The 24,264-nt window shown below is 67.5% G+C and carries 12 protein-coding genes and 2 pseudogenes; 8 read left to right on the top strand and 6 right to left on the bottom strand.

Annotation, left to right across the window (positions count from 1 at the left end):
- The first annotated feature begins 24 nt into the window (after positions 1-24).
- Complete coding sequence (locus ACTWQI_RS10440) at positions 25-561, top strand: excalibur calcium-binding domain-containing protein (RefSeq protein WP_443269501.1); 537 nt, start codon at positions 25-27, stop codon at positions 559-561.
- On the opposite strand, the gene ACTWQI_RS10435 is transcribed toward ACTWQI_RS10440, so the two are convergent.
- Positions 553-2,508: a cellulase family glycosylhydrolase gene (locus ACTWQI_RS10435; protein ID WP_443269638.1), complete on the bottom strand. Its 1,956-nt coding sequence runs from the start codon at positions 2,506-2,508 to the stop codon at positions 553-555. The two genes, ACTWQI_RS10440 and ACTWQI_RS10435, sit on opposite strands and share 9 nt — an antisense overlap.
- Positions 2,509-2,727: 219 nt before the next feature.
- Here ACTWQI_RS10435 and ACTWQI_RS10430 point away from each other — a divergent pair.
- The 5 genes and pseudogenes from ACTWQI_RS10430 to ACTWQI_RS10410 all read left to right on the top strand — a co-directional run.
- Positions 2,728-2,917 (top strand): annotated as a pseudogene (locus tag ACTWQI_RS10430) (hypothetical protein); the annotation flags it as partial.
- Between the two features lie 583 nt (positions 2,918-3,500).
- Positions 3,501-4,742: a glycosyltransferase gene (locus tag ACTWQI_RS10425; RefSeq protein ID WP_443269500.1), complete on the top strand. Its 1,242-nt coding sequence runs from the start codon at positions 3,501-3,503 to the stop codon at positions 4,740-4,742.
- 190 nt (positions 4,743-4,932) lie between these two features.
- Entirely contained in the window at positions 4,933-7,083 is a 2,151-nt protein-coding gene (helR, locus tag ACTWQI_RS10420; RefSeq protein ID WP_443269499.1) for an RNA polymerase recycling motor ATPase HelR, read from the top strand.
- A gap of 6 nt (positions 7,084-7,089) precedes the next feature.
- Positions 7,090-7,660 (top strand): annotated as a pseudogene (locus ACTWQI_RS10415) (glycosyltransferase); the annotation flags it as partial.
- Positions 7,623-7,922: a hypothetical protein gene (locus tag ACTWQI_RS10410; protein ID WP_443269498.1), complete on the top strand. Its 300-nt coding sequence runs from the start codon at positions 7,623-7,625 to the stop codon at positions 7,920-7,922. The pseudogene ACTWQI_RS10415 and the gene ACTWQI_RS10410, both read left to right, overlap by 38 nt.
- Positions 7,923-8,231: 309 nt before the next feature.
- Here the strand turns inward: ACTWQI_RS10410 and ACTWQI_RS10405 are convergent, their stop codons facing one another.
- Positions 8,232-8,828, bottom strand: coding sequence for a hypothetical protein (locus tag ACTWQI_RS10405; protein ID WP_443269497.1), 597 nt, complete (start codon positions 8,826-8,828; stop codon positions 8,232-8,234).
- Between the two features lie 117 nt (positions 8,829-8,945).
- On the bottom strand, positions 8,946-14,057 hold the full coding sequence (locus ACTWQI_RS10400; protein WP_443269496.1) for a DUF3320 domain-containing protein: 5,112 nt from the start codon (positions 14,055-14,057) through the stop codon (positions 8,946-8,948).
- Positions 14,058-14,523: 466 nt separating this feature from the next.
- Between ACTWQI_RS10400 and ACTWQI_RS10395 the strand changes: the two genes are divergently transcribed.
- Positions 14,524-17,568: a PD-(D/E)XK nuclease family protein gene (locus ACTWQI_RS10395; RefSeq protein ID WP_443269495.1), complete on the top strand. Its 3,045-nt coding sequence runs from the start codon at positions 14,524-14,526 to the stop codon at positions 17,566-17,568.
- On the top strand, positions 17,552-20,923 hold the full coding sequence (locus ACTWQI_RS10390) for a UvrD-helicase domain-containing protein (protein WP_443269494.1): 3,372 nt from the start codon (positions 17,552-17,554) through the stop codon (positions 20,921-20,923). Before ACTWQI_RS10395 ends, ACTWQI_RS10390 begins: the two co-directional genes overlap by 17 nt.
- 860 nt (positions 20,924-21,783) lie before the next feature.
- Here ACTWQI_RS10390 and tgmC read toward each other — a convergent pair.
- From tgmC to ACTWQI_RS10375, 3 genes are read right to left on the bottom strand one after another with little or no spacing between them, the layout of a single operon-like run.
- On the bottom strand, positions 21,784-22,983 hold the full coding sequence (gene tgmC, locus ACTWQI_RS10385) for an ATP-grasp peptide maturase system methyltransferase (RefSeq protein WP_443269493.1): 1,200 nt from the start codon (positions 22,981-22,983) through the stop codon (positions 21,784-21,786).
- Positions 22,961-23,959 carry an ATP-grasp ribosomal peptide maturase gene (gene tgmB / locus ACTWQI_RS10380; RefSeq protein ID WP_443269492.1) on the bottom strand — a complete coding sequence of 333 codons (999 nt, stop codon included), beginning with the start codon at positions 23,957-23,959 and terminating at the stop codon, positions 22,961-22,963. Before tgmB ends, tgmC begins: the two co-directional genes overlap by 23 nt.
- 5 nt (positions 23,960-23,964) lie before the next feature.
- Entirely contained in the window at positions 23,965-24,231 is a 267-nt protein-coding gene (locus tag ACTWQI_RS10375; protein WP_443269491.1) for a putative ATP-grasp-modified RiPP, read from the bottom strand.
- Positions 24,232-24,264: the final 33 nt, after the last annotated feature.

Here is a 24,264-nt window from a genome sequence, read left to right as displayed (position 1 = left end):
TTTCCGCTCCGCGAGGTGATGCCTATGGGTCGCATCCTCAGAGCAGGCTCCGCGTTTCTCCTGGCAGGCACGGTTGCGGTGGTAGGAGTCGGGGGCTGTGGTAACGGCGACGGGGAGAAGGCGGAGGAACCCAGTCCGACGGTCACCAGCACCCGGACCGTCACCGCCCAGCCGACGCCTTCTCCCACCCCGCCGAAGGAGCCGCAAACTGCGACTCCCACTCTTGACGCCGCCTCCACCGTCGAGGCCTACTTCGCGGCCATCAACGCGCGCGACTACCGACGAGCGTGGGATCTCGGAGGCAAGAACCTCGGCGGCTCCTACTCGTCCTTCCAGGCAGGATTCGCAGACACCGTCCACGACGCCGTCAACATCCTGGATGTCCAAGGCAGTACCGTCACGGTCACGCTCGACGCCCTGCAGACGGATGGGACCGTGCGGTCCTTCGCAGGCACGTACACGGTCAGAAGCGGAGTCATCGTCGCCGCCGACATACACGCTGTGACAAGCCCCACCGAGCCGACGGCACCGGAGGAAACCACGCAGAGGCCGTCACCCTGACCGGCGGTCGTCCGGCGCGGCCGGGAATCCGGAGCGGGCGGCCCACTGGGTGAGCTCCTTCTGCGCCGCGGCGCGCAGTTCCGCCGAGGGAGCGGCCGTACCGTCGCTGACCAGCGCGTAGTGGAGGGTGCCCGAGCCGGCCGGGACGGAGAGCAGAAGGCGACGGGCGGCCGTACCGCCCGTACCCCCGGTGTCGCCGGCTTCCGGCGCGGTCGCGATGGGGTGGTCGGCGGTACGGCCCTGGGCGGTGTACGCGGGCGGACCGGTGACCGTACCGAGGTCGGATATGACGACGGTCCTGGCCGGGTCGAAGCTGCGGGGCAGATGCAGCTCGGTAGGCACATCCGCACCAGTGCGCCCATCCGTCGTGGCGCCGGAACGCCATACGAGCACGCCGTACTGCCCGGAACCGACGAGCCGGCCGACGTTCGGCAGGCTGTCGGGGATACGGTCCCATGTCAGTGTCTTGTCGCCGTCGCGGGACCGGTCCTCATAGGTGAACGCGAGGGTCCGGCCCTGCACCGCGCTCGGGTAGAGGCGGTCGATCAGCCGCGCGTCCTGCCGCAGCACGGTCTCGCCGGACTCATTGAGCCCGACCGAGGAGAGATCTTCATCGTTCCACGCGTCGCCCTCGGTAAGCACCTTGTCCGGGTTGTCGTTCATCAACTCGTGGTGGCGGCCGCTGTAGATGTCCCACTGCCACTGCGTGGACGACAGTACGGGGCCCGAGTCGGCCGTCTTCGTCCACCAATTCCGCCCGGAGAGGCGGGAGTCGAGCCCCTGATACATCGCTTTGAGTACGGTCGGCGCCTTGTCGGCGACGCTGCCGTTGAGCGGATGCCCGAATTCGCTGACTACCGCGGCCGTGTTCGTGGCAGCGGCACGGTCCCGCACCTTCGCGAAATCCCCGGAGTTTTGGCCGTCCTGCGCCTTGCCCGGCATGAAGATGCCGGATATCGCCTTCTGGTCGTAGAAGTGGGTGTTGAAGACATACCGGGGACCGAGCTTCCCGGCATCGAGCAGGCCACCCTCCTGCCGTGCGAAGTCCAGGTTGGAGTTCCAGAACATGTTCGGCTCCACAAAGGCCGGCTTGTCCTGCCAGCCTGCGGCGTCCATGCGGGAGCGGAACCGCTCGTAGAACGGCCACAACACGTCCTGCTCCCAGGCGCGGCTCTTCTGGTCCTTGTCGTACGTCCCGGCGTACGGCTCGTTATACGGGTCGAAGCCGACCACGCGGGCGAACTGATCCGCGCTGAGATGCTGTCGGATATAGCTCATCGTCTTCTGCGCAGAATCCAGGAACGCATCCTGGATCCCGAGGCGGCCGGCAGCCGTGCTCACCACGCGGTTGTGCCAGAAGTCGCGACTCGCGTCCATGACGGCCTTGTTCTGCGTGATGTTCTGCCCCCAGTGGACGCAGATACCGCAGAACTCCTTGCCGTAACCGCCCGCTTCGACCACCCACTTGGGTGCGCCGTCGCCGCTGTACCAGCTGTCCTTGTTGAACAGATGGCGGGAGAAGAGGTCCTGGTGAAAATCGGGATAGACACGCAGCCCGGCGTCCAGGAAGACCTGCATCTGCTCGGTCGCCTTGGCCAGGTAGGCCTGATCGACGCGTCCGGGCTCGGGCTCCGCATGCGCCCAGGACAGCAGGAACCGCACGGAGTTCCCACCGGCCAGCTCGCGCAGCGCCCGGGCGGACTTGCGGGCATCGGCCGTACTGGCGAAGGGCAGTCCGTGGTTCTCCTCCAACTTGACCTCGCCGGACACGTTGAACCCGCGCAGGACGACCTCGCGCCCGTGCCCGTCAACGAACCGCGTGCCCTGCACTGACACCTCGGCCGCTGCCCGGTTGTCGAACCACAGCGGGCTCGTGCCGGCGCTCCCGGTCTCAGCCCCCGACGCAGCCCCGTACAACCCGGTCGCCGCCAGCAGCGCGACCACCACCCCGAACACCGGGCCGCGCCAGGCTCGCGACCTGTCGCCCCTGGACTCTCCTGCCACACCGGTCATCATGGGACTCACGGTCGCGTAAAACTTGAACATTCGTCAAGTTCTCTCGGAGGTGGAATCCCGTGCTGTGATGGGGAGAACCAGCATGGAATCACCCTGCACCCCTCCCAAACGTGCCTGGGCTGCCCGTTGCCGTACGGGTAGAACCTCCGCATAACGGATCGCCCCCTGTTCCTGCTCGACCCGACGGCCCGCTCAACCCGTACGCCGCCCCCGCGGCTACACCACCCACCGCTTCCACCCCGCCAACTGGCTCGCCCACCAGACCCCCGGCTCCCGCCGCCACCGCCGCGGACTACGCGTCCGCCTCAACCCCAGCCACGGACCGCGCCTGGCCGCCCTCTGGGTTACGGCCCTGACCCGGACCAGCGGCAGCGTCTGCTCGACATCCGGGACAACCTCATCAATCGGATCGCCGAGGCGGAACGAGAAGGTTGGCTCGGAGAAGTCGAGGGGTTGCGCGTAAGCCTTTCAGCCGCTGAAGACACAATTGCCCAACTCGACAAGACGATCAGTCATCGGGCGACAAACGTGGACCTCGGAATGCCGACTTCACGCAGATCGCCGGCCGGAATTCGAGGGCAGCAGGCCCGGATACGGTTTCGTAGGGGCATCCACCGGACGGGCGGACAACCTCGGACTGATGGCCGACCGCTAGTGGCTCGTGAAGAGGGTGAAGAACGTCTCGTTCCGCAGCTGCATCCGTAGGCCCATGGGAGATCCTCCTGAGCCGACGGTACCGCCCTACGCGGCGCGGCGCCGCTTCCCGAGGAGTTGTCCGTCCACAGCGGACGATAAAGGGCAAGGAGAGTACCCACTCCTTGCCACTCTTAACTTATAGCGCACCGGGGGGCTTGCGGCAAGACCCGGGTCGTGCCGCAGAATCGCCGACCGAAGCCAGAACCTGCGGAAATGAGAGTCACGAAATGCGTGTGTTGTTGTCGGGGTATGACTCGCGCGGGGGCGTCGAACCGCTGGTGGGACTCGCGGTGCGGTTGCGGGAACTCGGCGCGGAGGTGCGGGTGTGCGCCCCGCCGGACGAGGAGTTCGCGGAGCGGCTGGCCGGTGTCGGCGTGCCGCTGGTGCCGGTCGGCCAGTCGGTGCGCGCACTGGTGACCGCGGCGACGCCGCCGTCGGCGGCCGACCTGCCCCGGCGCGCGGCCGAGTTGACCGTCGCGCAGCTCGACGCGGTCGCCGCGGCGGCCGAGGGATGTGACGCGCTGGTGGCGACCGGCTTGATGCCGGCCGCGGCCGCCGCGCGGTCGGTGGCCCAGAAACTGGGCATCCGCTCCGTGTACGCGACCTTCCAGCAGCTCACCCTGCCGTCGCCGCACCACCCGCCGCTGGCGTATCCAGGCCGGCCGTTCCCGCCGGAGGTGACCGACAACCGGGTGCTGTGGGACCTGGACGCCCAAAGCATCAACGCGCTGTTCGGTGAGGCGCTCAACACCAACCGGGCGTCGATCGGCCTGCCACCGGTGGACAACGTCCGCGACTACGTCATCGGCGACCAGCCGTGGCTGGCGACGGACCCGACCCTGGACCCGTGGCAGGAGCCGGCGGACCTCGACGTCGTGCAGACCGGCGCGTGGTTCCTGCCGGACGAACGCCCGCTGCCGGCCGAGTTGGAGGCGTTCCTGGACGCCGGCACACCACCGGTGTACGTGGGCTTCGGCAGCATGCCCATGCGCACATCGACGGACGTCGCCCAGGTGGCCATCGAGGCGATCCGCGCGCAAGGCCGCCGCGCGGTCGTGGCCCGCGGCTGGGCCGACCTGGCCCTGATCGACGACCAGGACGACTGCTTCGCCGTCGGCGAGGTCAACCAGCAGGCGCTGTTCGGCCGGGTGGCCGCCGTCGTGCACCACGGCGGCGCGGGTACCACGACGACGGCTGCCCGGGCCGGCGCGCCTCAGGTGGTGGTACCCCAGGCGGGGGACCAGCCGTACTGGGCCGGCCGGGTGGCCGACCTGGGCATCGGCGCGGCACACGACGGTCCGACTCCGACCACCGAGCCCCTGTCCGCCGCGCTCAAGACGACCCTGACCCCCGAGACCCGCGCACGAGCGACCGCCGTTGCCAGCGCGATCCGCACGGACGGGACAACGGTGGCCGCGAAGCTGCTGCTCGACGCGATCAGCCGAGAAAGGCCGCCCATGCCCGCGTGAACCACGCGGGATCGTCGAGCCAGGACCCAGAACACGAGAACGTACAAACCCTGGTGACCTGAACCGACAACGGCGACGGGGTCGACGTCAGGCGGAGCGTTGCTCGTCATGGCCACCAGGTTCGTCACGCCGGTCCAGACGCCTTGCTGCGCGCAATGGTCGCAAGCGACCTCAGATCGGAGCTGATGACGTGAACCCCCTGACTATCAGCGCGTTCGACCTTCCCGACCACCTCTCCCCCAAGGCCGACCCGACGCTGATCGCCGGCGATGAGCAGCACTTCGCGGCCATCGCGGAGTGCCTCGAGCAGTCGATCGCCGATCTGTCCGACCGCCTCGATGCCGAGCTCAAGGCGCCTGGCGGCAAAGGCCGGCAGGCGATGGACCGGGACATGGAGATCCACCGGCTGACCGCTCGCCTGCGCGCACTGCGTCGCTTCGGTTTGGACCTGTGCCTCGGACACATCGTCAGCGCGGACAACCCCGAGCCCGTGTACGTCGGACGCCTTGGCCTTACAGACAGCGCGGGTCGTCGGCTGCTGCTCGACTGGCGCTCCCCCGCGGCTGAGCCGTTCTTCGGAGCCACCCACGCCAACCCGATGGGTCTGGCAAGCCGCCGCAGGTATCGCTGGACCCGCGGCCGGATCAGCGACTACTGGGACGAGGTGTTCACCGCCGACGGGTTTGAAGGGCACGCCGCGCTCGACGACCAGTCCGCCTTCATCGCCAGCCTGGGCAGCAACCGGTCGCCACGGATGCGAGACGTGCTCGGCACCATCCAGGCCGACCAGGACGCCATCATCCGCGCGGGATCCCGCGGCGCTCTCGTCGTCGACGGCGGTCCGGGTACGGGGAAGACCATCGTCGCTCTGCACCGCTCCGCCTACCTCCTCTACTCCGACCCTCGCCTCGGTCACCGGCGGGGCGGCGTGTTGTTCGTCGGTCCGCACCGGCCCTACCTGGCCTACGTCGCCGACGTCCTCCCCAGCCTCGGAGAGGAGGGCGTGCAGATCTGCACCCTGCGGGACCTCGTCGCCGAGGGAGCCGGAGCAGCGATCGAGGCCGACCCGGACGTGGCCTTTCTGAAGTCGTCCGCGAACATGGTGCAGGCGATCGAGCCGGCCGTCGGTATCTACGAGGAGCCGCCCACCAAGGGGATGACGGTCTCGACCCACTGGTCCGACATCTGGCTGAGCGCCGACGATTGGGCCGAGGCATTCGAAGCAGTGGAACCAGGCACTCCGCACAACGAGGCGCGCGACCAGATCTGGGAGGAACTGGTCACGATCCTGATGGACAAGCACGACGGCGACGACGTCTCGCCCGACCTGTTCCGGAGGTCGCTGCTGCAGGACAGAGAGCTGGTCGAGACCCTCAACCGCGCGTGGCCGCTGCTCGAAGCGGCTGACCTCGTCGGAGACTTGTGGTCGGTACCTGCCTACCTGCGCAAGTGCGCTCCCTGGCTCAGCTCCGATGACGTTCGTAAGCTGCAGCGCAAGGACGCCCAGGCCTGGACGGTGTCCGACCTGCCGCTCCTGGACGCGGCACGGCAGCGGCTCGGCGACCCGGAGGCGTCACTGCGTAAGCGTCGGCACGACGCCTCTGTCGCCGCCGAACGCGAGCGCATGGCCGACGTCATCGACAACGTGCTCGCGGCCGATGACGACGGTGAAGGAGCGGTGACGATGCTGCGCGGACAGGACCTGCAGGACAGCCTGATCGACGAGACCGCACTGCCCAGCACCGAACCGGACCTGCTCGCCAGCCAGTTCGCGCACATCGTCGTGGACGAGGCTCAGGAACTGACCGACGCAGAGTGGCAGATGCTGCTACTCCGGTGCCCGTCCCGGAGCTTCACCATCGTCGGAGACCGCGCCCAGGCCAGGCACGGGTTCACGGAGTCGTGGCAAGAACGGCTCGAGCGGATCGGGCTCGACCGGATCAACCTGGCCTCCCTGAGCATCAACTACCGGACGCCGGAGGAGGTCATGGCGGAAGCCGAGCCGGTCATCCGGGCCGTGCTCCCGGACGCCAACGTGCCGACCTCCATCCGCAGTGGCGGCTCCCCCGTCGTACACGGATCTGCTTCGGATCTGAGCTCGATCCTCGACACCTGGCTAGCCGCCCATGCCGACGGGATCGCCTGCGTCATCGGCGATCCCACGTTCCGGACGACGTCCCGCGTCCGGTCGCTGACCCCGGAGCTGTCGAAGGGGCTCGAGTTCGACCTGGTCGTCCTCATCGACCCGGAGGAGTTCGGCAAGGGCATCGAAGGAGCGGTCGACCGCTATGTCGCGATGACCCGAGCGACCCAGCAACTCGTCATCCTCACGAGCTCCTGACGTCGGCCGGACGAACGCCCACTCCCGGCCGAGTTGGAGACCTTCCTGGACGCTGGCACACCACCGGTGTACGTGGGCTTCGGCAGCCTGCCCATGCGCGCCTCGACGGACGTCGCGCGTGTGGCCATCGAGGCGATCCGCGCGCAGGGCCGCCGCGCACTCGTCGCCCGCGGCTGGGCCGACCTGGCCCTGATCGACGACCGGGACGACTGCTTCGCCATCGGCGAGGTCAACCACCAGGCACTGTTCGGCCGGGTCGCCGCCGTCGTGCACCACGGCGGCGCGGGCACCACGACAACGGCCACCCGGGGCCGGCACGCCTCAGGTGGTGGTACCCCAGATCGTGGACCAGCCGTACCGGGCCGGCCGGGTGGCCGACCTGGGCATCGGCACGGCACACGACGGCCCGACGCCGACCACCGAGTCCCTGTCAGCCGCGCTCAAGACAGCCCTGCCCCCCGAGACCCGCGCACGAGCGAGGGCCGTGGCCGGCACGATCCGCACCGACGGTGCGACGGTGGCCGCGAAGCTACTGCTCGATGCGATCCGACGAGAAAGGCCGCCAGTGTCCGCGTGAACCGCACGGGATCGTCGAGCCACGGAAAGTGCCCGGCGCCGCCGCACCGAACTCCACGACGCCTTCATGGGGGCTTCCCCCCCACGTCCTGAAGTGGACAGCGGGCCGCCCCTTCGCCTGGGTCGACGACTTCATCAGCGCCGAAACGGCCAACGTCGCCACCCACAACGACGCCCCGGCCCTGCTCCTCCGCATCAACCCCCGCCACGGCCTGCGCGACCACGACTTCGCGACACTGGCTCGCTGGGCACAACAGCTCTAAGCGCTCCACGCGAGAGGTGGGTCGGGGAGCGAGCAGCGCTCCGCCGAATGTCGATCACCTCGATACGAAGGTGAAAGAGTCGCCCTGGCCGGATACGGGCCCAAGGGCAAGGCAGAGCCGGAAACCCCGGCCGGGGACGCGACCGTGCGTGGCCTCGTTCGGCGACCCGGCAGGGGCGGCGCCCTCTCTGTCGTACAGCACAAGACGGCGAGTTGATAACCAGCCAGCCGCGTTCGTCCAGCGGCTTGTGGACGACCGGAATCGAAAGCTCGACGACACTGGTACGGCTCCAGTCACGACCAGCACCCATTAGTCAGGAGCTCTCGGAGCCGGGGCTATGGCAGGTACGCCTGGGGGTGCCAGGCCGCGGGCGGTGAGGGTTTCGGTGATGGTGCGGGACGGTCGCAGGCCGAGCTCGTAGTGGTCGCGATCCCAGCGGTCGAGATAGAAATCTCGGTACAGGCCGCGGGCGTGGAGGTAGGCGGCCACGGCGGCGGCTCGGGCGCGGGACTGTTCGAGCTGGATGTGTGTCGTCTCATGGAGGGTGACCGTGTGCCCTTCGTCCTTGGCCTCTTCCTCGTCGATGAGCATGCGGTGAACGACTTCCCGAAGGACCTCGGCCATGGTCTCGAGATCTGGCCGGTTCTCGGGGCGTTCGCCGCTGGTTGCCTCGTTCCAACTGCTGAGGCGATTGTGCGCCGTGTCGAGCTCCTGAGCCGCCTCGCGGGCGAACTTTTCCGCCTGGTCGCGGGCGTCTTCGAAGTACTTGGTTATCCAGCCGACGGCCAGGTCCTCGTTGTACGGGTTCGGGGCATGGGTACCAGGCAGCGGCGTAGTTTCAGCCATGTTCACTGCGGCCTGGGTGCGCTTGTGGCCGCTGGCGCTCCAGCGGGGGTGGGGGGTCACGGTGGCGGTCCTTTCAGGTTTTGAGCTGGTCACCGACGACACGGCCTATACCAACCCTCGCCAACTTTCTGAGCACGGCCAGCAGTTCAACTGACCTAGAGACAGACCATTCCGGCACTAGCCCACCCCCATCGAGCCACTTCGGGCGTCGAGGATGCTGTTAGGGACGCCGGTGAGACTCCCCTGCTCGCCAAGATCAGCGATGTCACTGACCAGCGCGCGTCGAATATCCCCACCCACTCGGCTCCAGCCGAAGAAGCGGGCGACGTGCACGATCAGTTCATCTTCCGTCATGCCGGGTGATTCACCTGCCAGTTCCACGATTGCGATGCAGCGCTCAGCGGCAGGTACTTGAACGACCTTTCGGGCTGGCACGCCGGGGGCGGGCACCCGCGGTTTCAACTCGGAGCGTCCGATGACGTCCAGGAATGCTCCATCGCCGCTGCGCTGAATTCGACCCGAGGACGCCAATGTGGCCACGACGCGGTCAAAGTTGGCCTTGATCCGGGTACCCGACCGACCCACCCCCCAGGCCTCACGCACTCTCTGCAGCACCAGATCCACGTGCACTGGGCCTTCCACCTGGACCACGGCAAGGACTGCTCGCTGCAGTGCGGGGCAGGCCTCAGCGGTGTGCAGTTCGACTCCGAGATCAGCCAAGTGGTTGACGTCGGCAATCTGATAGGGCGTACTCCAGTCCCGCTCGGCTCCGAACTCAACAGGGGTGAAGGTCACGGGCTGTCGGCCGTCAGTGCGCGGCGCCGGGTGGTGCAGAGCCTCGAGCTGCTCCCGCGCCTCGATTGTGCGTACTTCTTCCCCAAGAGCCGCCTCATCGTCCGCACCCACCTCCACTACATCGGCACGGCTACGCGGGGCAGGTGATTCCGCTGCCGGAGTCGGCGTCCGCGTGGGGAATGGGTCAGTAGAGACTGCGCGTTCAACCACCTCCTTCAGCCTGCGCTCCGCCTGCGGCCGGTTGCGGTACCAGTCGGTTCCCCAAATCCGGTACAGAGTCCATCCCTGGCCTTCCAGCACCTGCTGACGCAGCCGGTCACGGTCCCGAGCCACCCGTGAAGAGTGGTACATCGCTCCGTCACACTCGATCCCCAGGACGTAGGTGCCGACGGCCTTGGGATGACGCAGGCCGAAGTCGACCCGGTATCCGGCGACACCAACCTGAGGTTGTACGTCGTAGCCCCAATCCTGCAGAGTCCGCAGCACGGACTCCTCGAAGGGGCTTTCGGGCTCGGCAGCGGATACAGCAGCCTCCACCGATAGCGCAGCAGGGCCGCGCTCGGCGTACTCGAGATAGCGCTTTAGTTCCTGGACTCCCCTGTTGTGGCTGTCCTGCAGCTCTCCGCCGCGGAAGGAAGCGACAACCTCCATCCGGGTGCGAGCCCGGGTGACGGCGACATTGAGACGCCGCCAGCCCCCCTCCTTGATGACCGGGCCGAACTGCGAGGTCAGCTTGCCATGTGCATCCGGGCCGTACCCGACGGAAAGGATCATGACATCGCGCTCGTCGCCCTGGACCGCTTCGAGGTTCTTGACGAAGAAGCCGTCGAGACGGTCCTCGGTGAAGTGGGAATCCAGATCAGGGCGGGCCAGCCGGGCCTGCTCGACCGTCTCGGCGATGGTGTCCGCCTGGTCCATGGACAGGGCGACGACACCGAGGCTCATCCCCGGCCGAGTGTCGAAGTGGTGAAGCACCCGGCGAGCGACGAACTCCGCCTCGGCGCGGTTGTCGTGGCGACCGTGACCGCCCCGGGCGTACACCCCATCGACCTTGAAGAAGGCAACGCCAGTGTCCTCGCCATGCTCACTGGCGCCGGGAAATGTGACCATGCTGCCGTCGTAGAAGCGGTGGTTACTGAAGGCGATGAGGTCCTCATGGTGGCTGCGGTAATGCCAGCGCAACGGGAGACTCCGGACAATGCCGCTGCCCTTGCACATCTCCAGCAGCGAAGGAAACGAGTCCAGTGCATCCTCCGTCCACTCCTCTTCCTCGTCGTCGCCACTGCCGGCGGCGAAGAACTCGGTGGGCGGCAATTGCTTGGCGTCACCGGCGACGATCAGGGAGTCCGCCCGGTAGATGCAGCTGACTGCGTCACCCGGCCGTACCTGTGAGGCCTCGTCGAAGATGACGACGTCGAAGCGGAAATCGGGCGGTAGGTGGGAGCTGACGGTGAGCGGGCTCATCATGAAGCACGGCTTGAGCTTGTGAACCACGTCCCGTGTACGGGAGAGCAGTTCACGCACCGGCATGTGGCGCCTCTTCTTCTCCGCCTCCCTACGGATGATGGCGGCCTGCCCCGTAGCACCGACCGGACGGCGGGCATCGCAAGCCTCGAGCACGGCCCAGCGTGCGGACTCGACCAGGCGCCTGTCAGCCTCGCGGAACCGATCAACAAGCGCGTCGCGGTCCTCAGCCCTGACAGTCGTGCGAAGACGGGCATCAGCGGCGATCTGGGCGTCGGCCCAGGCCCGGAGCACGGCACGCTCCACAGCCGGGGGTAGGAGCTTCGCATCCCAACCGTGTTCAGCGAACCGGGCCACTATGCCGTCGGCGCGATGGGACCGCAGCATGGAGAGGCCGGCCTGGTGGGCGTACCAGTCATCGGGGCCGGAGCTGTCGTCACACAGCCGCTCCAGGGTGCGTCGTGCGCGGTCGAGGCTGTCCCTGTGTCCCTCACCGATCAGTTCGGCGCCAAGGCTGGCTCTGCGGCCGGCGTGGAAGAGCGAGAGGAGGTCATCGGTGGTGCGCTGCCAGTCGTCCAGGCGGGTGGCCAGGTCGGTGCGCCAGCGGATCAGTGCGACGCGCAGTTGAGCAACATCCGCACGCAGCACCATGTCAGGAGCTCCCCCCTTTGCGAGGCAGTACTCCAGGCGCTTGCGCCGGACTGGGTCGGCTATGGCGTGGGGAGCCAGTTCAGCGACCCGGTCAGCGGTGGTGAGCGCAGCGTGCAGCACAGCAAAATTGGTTTGTTCACCACGCGCGTAAGAGCCCAGCAGCGACGCGTGATCTGCCATGACACGTGCCAAGGACTGGTGCGCGGATTGCCACGCCAGGGCTTGGGGCAATCGCTCGGCGTACGCCTTGTCCCATCCACCCCGTGCACCCCTTGTGGTGAGTGCGGTCACCGCGGCGCGGTCGGCGCGGTAGCGGCCAGAGAGGCGTCCGAGCACGCCGCGATGCTCCTCGCGGAACCGCCGGTCCAGTTCTGCAAGGTCTTCATGATCGAGTACTCGGGGGTCGAAGAGGTCTTCGGCAGCAGCCCTGGCGTCGCGGAGCGCGGTGACCGCTGCCCGGAGTTCCTCGGCGGCGGCATGGGCCTGACGAAGAACAGCTGGGTCAAGCCAGTTCGCAAGCGGACGGTGCACCGCCTGTGCTAGGTCGGCCAGCAAACAGGTATCCACGGCCTCAGCAACGTCCTGCGGCTCGGCGAGACCGTGTCCATCCGCTACACGGTGCAGTAGCTCAGACACGTCGGCCGATACAGGCGACGCTGAGCGATACGCCGCTGCGTCATCGTCATCGAGTTCGAGACGGTCCAGCTTCCGTACGGCCCGCCGGATGCCACTGAACGTCTTCATGTCGAGGCCGTCGGCAACTGTGAGCGCCGAGTGCCTGGTGGCGGTGCGGCGCAGATCGTTGAGGGCGGCGAGCGCAGTGTCGGCCAGCCTTCGCGGATCGGCGATGCCACCCGTCTCATGCAGCCCGTGCCAGGGGAATAGCTCTTCTTCAAGGACCGGACGCCATGCACGCGCCACTTGCCCGGCTGCCTGGCGCAATTCGTCGAGAGCTGCGGCGTCGAACCGGCCCACCCACTCCGAGTCGGCTGATGGGCCGACGAGAGTGGGCAAACCGGCAGGGGCGAGCCGACGGTCTAGCAGCGAGATCATGCCAACGACGTGGTGCAGCGAGTATCCCAGCGGCGCACGAGGCTCGTTCATCGCGGCGGCGTACGCGGAGAGTTCCTCACGCAGGCGGCGGACTTGCTGCGGGTCCTGGCGGGCCGACTTCGGCGCCCGGGCACGATACTCAAGGGATCTGCCGAGTTCGGCAGCCACTGCTTTCCTGCTGGTGTCGTGGCTGTGGAGAGCGAGGACGAAGGAGTCCAGCCCGACGTCACGAAGCCGGTTGCGTACGACGTCGAGCGCCGCGGCCTTCTCGCTGACGAAGAGGATGCTGCGGCCGGCCTGCATCAGGGCCGCGATTATGTTGGTGATGGTCTGGCTCTTGCCAGTCCCAGGTGGGCCGTCCATGACAAAGGACCGCCCTTCGAGAGCGGCGGCGACAGCCTTGCGCTGGGAGGCATCGGCGTCCAGTACGAGGGGGGTAGTCTCGGGCACCTGAAGTTCGTCGATGCGCTGCTCGTCGTACGGCTCGAACCACAGGCCGTCACCAGGGAGGGCAGCGTCAGCGCCCAACCCGACGGCCTGGATCAGAGTACTGGCGAGGATCTGCTCCTCGTTGTCGAGGAGGTCGCGGTGCATCGCCTCCTTGTGGGAGGCGAACGGGGACAGCACGGTGCGGTCAGCGACCTGCCAGCCCTCGAGACGGGCGACAGCGGCTCGAGCGGCCCGTCGCACGGCGGCCGAGTCGGCAGGATCGACCTGGGAGACGAGCTCCCAGTCAACGCCAAGCTGGTCCAGCTTCACGGCAAGAGCCGGGTTGTGGACAGGGTCCTGGCCCTCTGCTCGGAGCAGGTGAAAACCACCATATGCAGTGCGTTCGAGAGCGACCGGAATCAGAGCCAGCGGGGCCTCGCTGGTCTCCCGTGCGTCTTGGCTTTCTCTCCACTCGAGGATGCCGACACCAAGCCAGAGCACCCACAGCCCGAAGTCGTTGTATGCCTGGGTTGAGGTCCGGTAAAGGGTGCGCAGTGCCGTGTCGAGGCGGGCCTGAGTGGTCTTCTGCGTAGTAATCACCTGACGCCGGGATGCCTTGTCGAGATCTACTCCGACACTCTCGAGCACCTCCTCCTCGGCCGATTCCGTCACCGGAGCGAATTCCCAGCCCCGCCCCAGCCCGGCGAGCAATGTCACCGCGTCCGGAGCGGTGATCTCCAGGGTGGCGGTCTTCGTGTGCCGGAAGTGAAGCAGCCGGTTACGTCCGCCGAGGTCGATCAGCGAGGAGCGCCAGTCTGCGAGCACCGCACGGAGCCGCCGGGATGCGGGAGCGTCCGCGGAACCGTGTGCGCCATTGATCGTCTCCTGCTGCCCCACGGGAACTGCCTCCGTCGATGCTCACGAGGCGTGGGCGTCTGTTCTGGTCCTATAGCCCAGTATGCGTCGGCACCCGCCATCGACCAGGGACCATTGATCTTGGCCGCTAACCGGCTCGCCGGAGGTTGCCTCCCAGCAACAGGGGCCAGGACGACGCCAACGCTTCGATCTCGATATCGAAGGTCATTCCACCGCTCACAGAATCATTCCCAGACAGATATCGGATCGACCACCCACAACATAGGTTGATCAAAGCCAGTAAGCATGGCGACACCCTTAGAGCGATACGCTCCTTTTATGAGGATTTTGGCTCAGGGTTTCTCCACTGAGCCGTCTTCGGTAACGAGCTAGTGATCACGTGATGTCGGTGCTCTGGACGCGCTACGGTGCGCCCGCGTTTGACGCGCTGCGTAGGGCAGTCTCTGAAGTGAAGCGTGGGGACCCGCTGGCGCCGGTCACAGTCCTTGTGCCCACGGAACTGTCCGGCGTCGTTGCCCGACGTGCGCTCGCGCGCGGCGTCGGCGATCTTCCCGGCGTAGCGGGACTCTCCGTCCTTACGGTTGATCGTCTCGCCGAGCGTCTCGGCGGACGCGCGCTGGCCCGCAGCGGGCGGCGGCCCGCGACAGGACCAGTTCTGACAGCGGCGTGGCGTCATGCGCTGGACCAGGAGGCCGGCCCCTTCGCTCCTGTAGCGGAACATCCAGCAACGGTCCGGGCGCTCGTCGAGGTGTACCGGGAGCTGCGTGAGGTTGATGAGACTGGGCTGTCACTGATCATCGGCAGCTGCGAACCGATTCCTGCCGACCTTGTCCGCCTGCACCGGCAAGTGGTCGCACTACTCAGCCCCCACTGGTACGACGTCGCTGATCTGCGGCGTGTCGCTGCCGACATTCTGCGATCAGAACCTGAGCGGGCTCAGGAGCTGGGCGCGATGGTCCTGTTCCTGCCGCAAGAAGTCCCGCGCGGCGCTGTTGCGCTGTTGGACGCGTTCGGCGCTTGCGGGCCCATGCAGGTAGTCGCCGGAACGACCGGAGACACGCGCGCTGACAGTGGCATCTTGCGGTCTCTGCAGCGGCTGCACGTGGTCCTCAGTGACGCCACCCCTGTCGATTGCCCTACTGCCACCCGGGTCTTCCACGCCTCTGATGCTGACGATGAGGTCCGGTGTGTGGTTCGGATGCTGACCTCGGAGTTGCGGCGTGTCCCAGCCCACCGCATTGCGGTGCTTTACGGACGGCCCGATCCGTATGCACGATTGCTGTCCGAGCACCTAGCGGCGGCGAAGATCGTGAGCAATGGAGCCGGTGTGCGACCGACGATCGAGCGGACCCTGGCTCGTACGCTGATCGACGCACTCGCTCTGCCCGATCATCACTGGCGACGGGACGAGATCCTTGCTGTGCTCGCCTCGGCTCCGATCCGTGGCGCCGAAGGCACCCGGGTCCCTGCAGCACGCTGGGATCGCATCTCCCGGGCTGCCGGTGTCGTCGCCGGCGATGAGTGGGCCGAGCGGCTCGAGGCCTACGCCGCGCGGGAGCGCACCGCCGCAGAAGAAGAGAGGGCAACCGAGGCTCCGCGCGAGGCGCTCATCTCTCGGAGAGAGCGCGATGCGGAAGCCGCCGACGCGCTCCGCGCTTTCGTAGCAGGCTTGCGAGTCCTACTCGATCAAGGTGCGGACCTGCACACGTGGCCCGAGCTCGCTGGGTGGGCCGGCGATGTGTTCCGCGAACTCGTCGGCGATGTGGAAGGCGACCCTTCGGTGCCCGAGGACGAGGCCCGCGCGGCGCAGAAGATTCAGCGGATCCTCTCTGGCCTTGCCGACCTCGGGAGCATGGAGATCGCTCCGGATCTCGGTGAAGTGCGCGCAACTCTCGAGGTGGAGCTCTCCGACGATCTGCCGAGGCACGGCCGTTTCGGCGAGGGGGTGCTTGTCGCTCCGATATCCTCCAGCGTCGGTCTGGAGGCCGATGCCGTCTTCGTCGTGGGAATGGCTGAGGAGCTCGTACCGGGGCAGCTCGGCGAGGACGCACTACTCCACGAGCGCGTACGTGCTCTCACGGACGGGCAGCTGGCGACGCAGCGTGATCGCCTGGAGCGGCATCACCGCCAGGTGCTGGCTGCGCTCGCTGCCGCACCCAAGTGCACCGTGTCCTTCCCCCGCGGCGACCTACGCCGCAGCCGGTCTCACCTGCCCTCCCGGTGGCTGCTGCCGTCACTGCGCAAACTGTCCAGCGACGAGAAGCTTCAGGCCACCCAGTGGGAGTCGGTGAACGGTCCGTGGATGGTGGCCTCCCCGTCGTACGCAACCAGCCTCGAGCTCACGGACGAGTTCACCACCGACCAGGAGTGGCGCATCCGCGCCGCCATCGCCCGGAACCCTGGGACGAGCGTTGACGATGCCCTGCCCGAAGACGAGGTCGTACGGCGTGCGATGGCCCTGGTGCGTGCCAGGGCAAGCAGCTCGCTCACCCGGTTCGATGGTGACGTTTCAGCTCACCACGTGGGCGATCCCAGCGCTGCTGGCATGGTGGTCTCCCCCACGGAGCTGGAGGCGTGGGCCACCTGTCCGCACGCGTACTTCTGCGAACGGCGGCTAGGGATCGAACCGGTCGAGTCTCCCGAGGAACTGGTCCAGATCAGCCCACTGGAGCTCGGCAAACTCATCCACGACGTGCTTGACCGCTTCTTCCAAGAACAGGCACGCGCAGGCGCCGTCCCCGGCGGCGCGGAGCCGTGGATGGCGCAGCAGCGGGCCGAGCTGCGCCGAATCGCAACCGAGGTAGCCGCGGAATTCGAGACGCGTGGCGTCACCGGACACCGGCTGCTGTGGGAACAGGAGCGGGCCCGCATTCTGGCCGACTTGGAGTTCCTGCTCACCGACGACGAACACCTGCGCCGGGAAACCGGGCGTCGGCAGGTGCGCTCCGAATTGGTCTTCGGAATGCGGGGCTTCGATCCAGTCCTGGTGTCCCTGCCGGACGGCCGGTGTATCCACCTCTGCGGGAGTGCCGACCGGGTTGACCGTGCCGACGACTCGATTGTCGTGGTCGACTACAAGACCGGCAGCCCGGAAGAGTTCAAGGTCTCCGCGGCGAATCCAACGGCCGGTGGCACGAAGCTGCAACTTCCGGTCTATGCCTATGCCGCCCAGTTGGCGTTGGGCATGCCGGGCTCGGCGGCGTCCGCCGAGTACTGGTTCCTACGAAAGGAGCGCGGCAAGCGCATCCCTCTGCCGCTGACCCCCGACGTGCAGGACACCTACAGAGCGACGCTCGCCGTCATCGTAGACGGCATCGCCGGCGGGCTGTTCCCACACCGACCGCCGGCCGAGGACACCTTCAGTGGCTTCATCGAGTGCCGCTACTGCGACCCGGACGGCCTCGGTGTGACAGAGCACCGCGCCCGCTGGCAGCGCAAACGCCACGACCCGCGGCTTGCCGCCTACCTCGCGCTGGTGGAGCCCAAGGCCGCCGCCAACACACCTGGGACGCGCCATGAGCGAGCTTCCTGACGCCACCGCCCGGCGGCAGATCACCCAGCAGCTCGACCGCACACTGTTCGTCGAAGCCGGCGCCGGCTCGGGGAAGACACGCTCGCTGGTCGATCGGATCGTGGCCACCGTTCTGGCTCCGGAAGATGCCGTCCCGCTGCGCCACATCGCCGCCGTCACCTTCACCGAGAAGGCCGCGGCAGAACTCCGCGACCGGCTGCGCATCGCCTTCCAGGACAAGCTCGCCGAGGCCCGGACCGGCTCCGCAGCCGCCACGCGCGCGGCCGAGGCACTCAAGGACCTGGACTCGGCTGCCATCGGCACCCTGCACTCCTTCGCACGGCGCATCCTCACCGAGCACCCGGTCGAAGCCGGACTCCCGCCGGTGATCGAGGTCCTGGACGAGGTGGCATCCGGAGTCGCCTTCGACGATCGGTGGACTGCGCTGCGCGCCGAACTCCTGGACGACTCCAAGATCTCCGCGGCGCTTATTGCCGCATTGGCCGCAGGGGTACAGCTCGACCATCTGCGGTCCATAGCACAGAAGTTCAATGCGAAGTGGGACTTGCTCGAAGCCCGCCTTCTTGCCACACCCGCCGACGAAATAACTCCGCTGGACGTCACGGAACTGGCCAAGGACGCCTACCGCATTGCTGCCCTGCGAAACCACTGCACGAACGACCAGGACAAGTTCCTTCCCCATCTGGATGACCTGGCGGCCTGGGCCGAGCGCTTGTCCTCCGCCCGAGATGACCCGGCCCGATTGGCAATACTCAGCGAGGCGACCAACCTCAAGTGGAGTTACGGCCGTTCGGCGAACTGGACGGGATACGACCTCGCCGGACTCAAGAACGAGTGCCGCGAGCTCGTACGTCAAGTCGTGGCGCTACGCGATCGCGTGGTCAACCTCTCGCTGCGCATACTCGCAAGCCGCATCGCCCAGGCGACACTGCAGGCTGCGCAGACCCGCCGTGACGAAGGGCGGCTGGAGTTCCACGACCTGCTCGTCCTGGCCCGCGACCTGCTTCGTAGCCGCGAACACGGCGCGACGGTTCGTGCGAGGCTCCAGGAGCAGTATCGGCGGCTGCTGCTGGATGAGCTCCAGGACGCCGATCCCATCCAAATCGAGCTGGCCGCGCGGATCGCGGGCGGCGCAGATGCCGCAGGGACCGACTGGACCGATATCGACGTGCCCGACGGCAGCCTCTTCGCCGTCGGCGACCCCAAGCAGTCGATCTACCGGTTCCGCCGCGCCGACATCACGACATACCTCGACGCCCAGCAGCGGATCGGCGATCACGTCATTCTGGAGACGAACTTCCGCACGAGTGCACGCGTGCTCAACTGGATCAACCACGTGTTCGGCCGCCTCATTCAGCCCCGAGACGGTTCGCAACCGGAATACCACCTCCTGCGCGCAGACCGCCTCGAGAATCCAACCGGCCCGCCTGTGCTTCTCCTCGGAATGCAGCCACACGAACCCAAATGCTCTGCCAACGAACTACGCACCCTCGAGGCAACCGATGTGGCCTCCGCCGTCCGGACCATCATCGACGAGCGGTGGCAGGTGCTTGACAAGCACCAAGGACCCGAGGGCGAAACCAGGAATGCGTGGCGCCCCGCGACGTTGTCCGACATCGCGGTGCTCATACCTACGCGTACCTCTCTCCCCGACCTCGAGCGTGCCCTCGACCACGCCGGCATCCCCTATCACGCAGAGGCCAGCTCGCTTATCTACGGCACCCGTGAGGTCCGCGACCTGCACATGGCAGCCCGCGCTGTCGACGACCCGAGCGACTCGCTCGCGCTGGTGACTGCACTGCGCTCGCCACTGTTCGGATGCGGCGACGACGACCTGTGGACATGGCACCAAGCGGGAGGCCGCTGGAACATCCTCGCGCCGCCACCAGACACCATCCCCGCGACCCACCCGGTCCGAGAGGCGGTGACGTACCTTCAGCGCCTCCACGGCGATCGGATGTGGCATACGCCCAGCGAGATACTCGGACGACTCGTCGAGGAACGGCGGATGTTCGAAGTTGCCGCCGACAGCCCTCGCGCCCGCGACATCTGGCGGCGTCTGCGCTTCGTCATCGACCACGCCCGCGCCTGGTCCGAGGCCGAACACGGAGCATTGCGCAACTACCTCGCATGGGCGGAGCGGCAAGGCAGCGACACCGGCGGCGTCGCGGAAGCGGTGCTGCCGGAGACTGATACCGACACGTTGCGGATCATGACCATCCACGCAGCGAAGGGGCTGGAATTCCCCGTCGTGATCGTATCCGGGATAACCAGAAAGCCCAGCCGCAAACGCCGCGGCATCCAGGTGCTCTGGCCGCGCGACGGCGGCTGCGAGTTCAAGGTGCGCGAGGACCTGCGAACTACTGAATTCGACATCGCCAAGCCGATGGACGAGCAGATGGACCATCACGAACGGCTTCGCCTGCTCTACGTCGCCTGTACTCGCGCACGCGACCACCTTGTCGTGTCACTGCACCGCAATGCGTCGAGCACGTCACCCGAGGAAAGGAACCGCACCGACGCGGAACTCCTGGCCGACGCCTGCGCCGATGCACCTGAGCAGGTGCCCTTGACTGCCGCTCCGGAGACCGTCGACGTCGCTCCCGTCAGTCACCCCCGCCGTATCGATCCGCCACCACCGTACGACCAGTGGCATGGGGCCATCTCCACCATCCGCGAGCGAGCAGCTCGGCCAGCCGCAATAAGCGCCTCCCATCTTGAAGGATCACTGGAAACTGCGACACCACACGCGGCTACGACCGACCAGCTTGGTGAGTCCACCACTCCAGGTTTGGCCAAAGACGCACGCGACCTAGAACTGCCACCTTGGGTCAAGGGTCGATACGGCACGGCCATCGGTCGCGCGGTCCACGCGGTGCTCCAAACTGTGGACCTCCGCACCGGCGAGGGACTCGCCGGAGCTGTCGCCGAGCAAATTCTCGCCGAAGCCGTGACCGACCATGCCGACGTTGTGTCGCAACTGGCACGCACAGCTCTGCAGTCGAACACCGTCCAGCGCGCCGCGACCCGCCCGCACTGGCGCGAGACCTACGTCGGTACGGTCCTCGGCGACCGAGTGCTCGAAGGCGTCGTCGACCTGATGTATCGCGACGACGACGGCCTCGTTGTCGTCGACTACAAGACCGACGCCGTACCCGCGAATGCGCTCGACCGACGGGTCGCCTTCTACCGTCCCCAGATGGCCGCCTACGCGGCGGCCCTCCAGGCCGCTACCGGCGAGCACGTGGCTCGCTGTGTCCTCATCTTCCTGTCCCCCGACGGCGCGGTTGAACGCCAAGTGGCAGACCTCGACGAGGCCGTGCAGCAGATCCGCACGATGGTGAAAGACAGCTGAACGGACGAAGAGACAGGGCAGACGGTAACGGCACGGCCAGACGTGCGGTCCGACGTACTCAATGGGCATGCACTGGGAGTGTGCCGGAAACGCTGGCCTCCCGCGTCCACCACCGACTTGGGCGCGCTATCGCCGCTGTACCAACTGTCCTTGTTGAACAGATGGCTAGAGAGGAGGTGCTGGTGAAGGTCGAGGAATACCCACAGACCGGCATCAAGGAACGCCTACTGCTCGGTACTTGGCCAATAAGCCGTGATCGACTCATCCGGACTGGCTCCGCATGTGCACAGGACAACAGAAACCGCACGGCGTTCCCACCGGCCAGAATCCGGAGCGCGCCGGCGGACTTGCGGGTATCGGCGACACTGGCGAAGGGCAGTCCGTCGTTCTACTCCGACTTGGCCTCACCGGACACGTTGAACTCCACGCAGCACGACCTCACGCCTATGACCCGTCAATGAATCGCGTGCCCTCCACGGGGACACCTCGCTGGCCACCCTGGTGTCGAACCACAATGGCCTTTCGGCTTCGCTCCCAGACTCACACCTACCCGAGCACCGGTACAACCGCCCGCCACCGGAGCCCCGAAGACCACCACCAATACCCGTCCGCCCCTGGTCCTCCGCGACCTCTCCGCTGGGGGCCGTCTCGCGCGTCGGTTGGCCATAGCCATACCGTCGCCCTCAAGCTGATGAGGCTGTCTAGTGATCTGAGCCCCCTCACAACAAAGGACGACATCGGCCCAAGCAACTCGACACCCCAGCCCTGCTCCTCCGCATCAACCCCTGCCACGGCCTGCGCGACCCCGACTTCACGACACTGTCCTGCTGGGCGGAACAACTGTGAGCTTCAAGCGGTGTTCAGGGCCGCAGCAGTGGCAGGCCGGGCATCTGCGGGTGCCGCAGGTGCTGTCCGCCGTCGTAGACGTGCAGCCTGAATGTCTCGGGCCCCGGTCGGTCGGTCGCGTCGTAGGTGTCGAGGACGTTCTCGATCCGCTCCCACAGCCGGACCGGGCCGCCCTCACGCACCTGCCAGCCGTCCCCGTCGGGGGTGAGGGTGGCGGCCGAGCCGGTGACGACGTCGACCAGGTGCACCACCTCGCCGACCGTGGTCATCTGCGCGTCCGGCACCGCGCTTTGAGCGAGGAACCGCAGGTGGAAAGCTTCCTCGGTGGCGGCGGTGATCCGCTCGGGGCTGTGCCGGGCCATCCGTGCCTTCTCCGGCAGGCCGGCGGCCCAGTGGGTGGGGTTCCCGAATGCCGGGGCAGCGTGCGTGCGGGCCGACATGAAGGAGACGGTGCCGCCCAGCAGCGGCCCCTCGGCGGTGCCGTCCTCGGCGACGGTTAGCAGCACCCGGGCGTATCCGTAGAGCCACCCGCTAAGGGTGAGCAGGATCTTCCCGCCCGGCCGGCTCTGGGCGAGCAGGGCTGAGGGGACGGCACGGAACGAGCAGGCGGCCACGATCCGGTCGAAGTGCGCCTCAGGCCAATAGCCGTACACCCCGTCCGCTACCGCCAGGGTGGGTGTGTAGCCCAAGCCGTACAGCGCGCTCCCGGCCTGGTCCAGCCGGTGTGGGTCCACCTCGATGGAGGTAACGGAGGCGGAGTCGAGGCGTTCGCAGGCCAGCGCGGTGGAGTAGCCGGTCCCGGTACCGATCTCCAGTACCGTTTGCCCCTCCTGCACGTCCGCGTCCGCCCACATCCGCACGACAAGCGACGGCAGGGTGGAGGAGGACGTCGGGGCGCCGCCGTGCCGGGCGGCCGGTGCCTCCCAGTTGGGCTCTTCGCCGTCGAATTGCGTGATCAGCGTGGCGTCGGAGTACGCGGCGGCCAGCCACCGGCCGTAGTTCAGTGTGGCGGTGACTGGCTGCCACACCGTCAGCCCCTGCCCGTCGCGCTCGTCGTCGGGCAGGTAGAAGCCGGGCACGAACCGGTGCCGGGGCACCGTCTCCACCGCCGCCCGCCAGGCGGGATCGGTGAGGGCGCCGTTCTCGGCGAGAGCCTTCGCTAGGGCCTCGCGCAGGCGGGCCGCGTCGATCTCACAGTCGGCGGGCATGGTCATGGGGCACCGCCTCCTTCCTGCTCAGGATGTCCGCGAACGCCTCGGTGATCCGGTCCGCGTCGGGCAGCCAGCCCCACTGACCGTTTGGATTGCACTCGATCCAGGTCCAGTGCTCCGGGTCGTCTCCGTCGCTGGTGAGGGCGAAGTCGAAGCAGCCGAAGACTAGTCCGAAGGCGGCCAGGTAGCTGTGGAGCGCTGCCTCGATGGACGGCGGTACGGTGATGGGGGCGTGGATGAGGGCGTTCCAGTCCCCGCGGCGCCAGTCCAGTGCGCCGTCCGGGGCGGCGATCTGCTGGGCGAAGACGCGGGGGCCGACCACGGTCACCCGCACATCGCCGGTTTTGGGCACCTCGGCCTGGAACAGGTGCGCGGTCACCGTGAGGGAGTTGTCGAAGGTTTCGGGGTCGACGCGCTGGGTCCAGATCGCCCCGGTGTGCCCGTCCTCGCCTCGGGGTAAGCCGCGGAAGGTCTTGTAGACGACCGGGCCGTGCTCGGAGGCGAACTTCCGCGCGGCCTTGACGTCGTTGGTGACCAAGGTCGGTGGGATGATGAGCCCCACTTGGGCGGCCATCTGGAGCTGGGCGGGCTTGAAGTCGGCACGTGTGACCGCAGCCGGGTGGTTCACGTACAGGGCGCCGTGCAGGTTGTTCAGGATGCCGCCGAGCCCGTGCCGGGCCTCGGTGGTGGCGAAGGCGCGCTGCTGGGCGGGTAGTTGGACGAACCGGGCGGAGTACGGGGTGGGGCGGCGGTAGTACACCGCCGCCACCTCCCCCAGCTCCACCTCGCGGCTGGCCGTCCGCAGCTGCCCGCTCCACCCCGGCACCCTGGCGTCGAAGCGGGCGCCGAACAGCAGCTCGGGCCCGACGTCGGCCGGGTCGACGCGGGTTACGCGGACGCTGCGCTCATTCAGCGCGGCGATGACCATGTCGGCGGTGACGTCCTCCAGGGACGTGACGACCAGAACGAGGGGAGCCATCGTGGTCAGTCCGACTCGTAGTCGGTGGTGTTGTCGTCCTGCGACTGCGGCTGCGGGTTCTGCCCGTCACCCCCGCCGGACATTGATGCGGTGCCCTTGGTCTTGCTGGTGCCGTGCTTGCCCATCTCAACCCGCTGGCCGGCACCGTCGAAGTAGCGGGCAGTCTGCGTGGACTTGTCCAGCGTCACCATCGCGTACGACGGCGAACCCACCGGCAGCCGGTCGGTGACCAGTCGCATCGCCCACGGTGCATGCGTTGCAAGAGTCGCCATGCGTTGACCTTCCCCTCTAGGGATCAGACGGAA

The sequence above is a fragment of the Streptomyces sp. KR80 genome (assembly GCF_052245555.1).
In the GTDB taxonomy this organism is placed as follows: Bacteria; Actinomycetota; Actinomycetes; order Streptomycetales; family Streptomycetaceae; genus Streptomyces.
Note: the sequence above shows the minus strand (reverse complement) of the source record. Positions and strands in the feature narration are given on the sequence as shown.

Excerpts from the sequence above, each read along its gene's own strand:
- ACTWQI_RS10440 (WP_443269501.1), top strand. The coding sequence starts at position 25 with ATGGGTCGCATCCTCAGAGCAGGCTCCGCGTTTCTCCTGGCAGGCACG.
- ACTWQI_RS10425 (WP_443269500.1), top strand. The coding sequence starts at position 3,501 with ATGCGTGTGTTGTTGTCGGGGTATGACTCGCGCGGGGGCGTCGAACCG.
- ACTWQI_RS10410 (WP_443269498.1), top strand. The coding sequence starts at position 7,623 with ATGCGATCCGACGAGAAAGGCCGCCAGTGTCCGCGTGAACCGCACGGG.
- ACTWQI_RS10390 (WP_443269494.1), top strand. The coding sequence starts at position 17,552 with ATGAGCGAGCTTCCTGACGCCACCGCCCGGCGGCAGATCACCCAGCAG.
- tgmC (WP_443269493.1), bottom strand. The coding sequence starts at position 22,983 with ATGACCATGCCCGCCGACTGTGAGATCGACGCGGCCCGCCTGCGCGAG.
- tgmB (WP_443269492.1), bottom strand. The coding sequence starts at position 23,959 with ATGGCTCCCCTCGTTCTGGTCGTCACGTCCCTGGAGGACGTCACCGCC.
- ACTWQI_RS10375 (WP_443269491.1), bottom strand. The coding sequence starts at position 24,231 with ATGGCGACTCTTGCAACGCATGCACCGTGGGCGATGCGACTGGTCACC.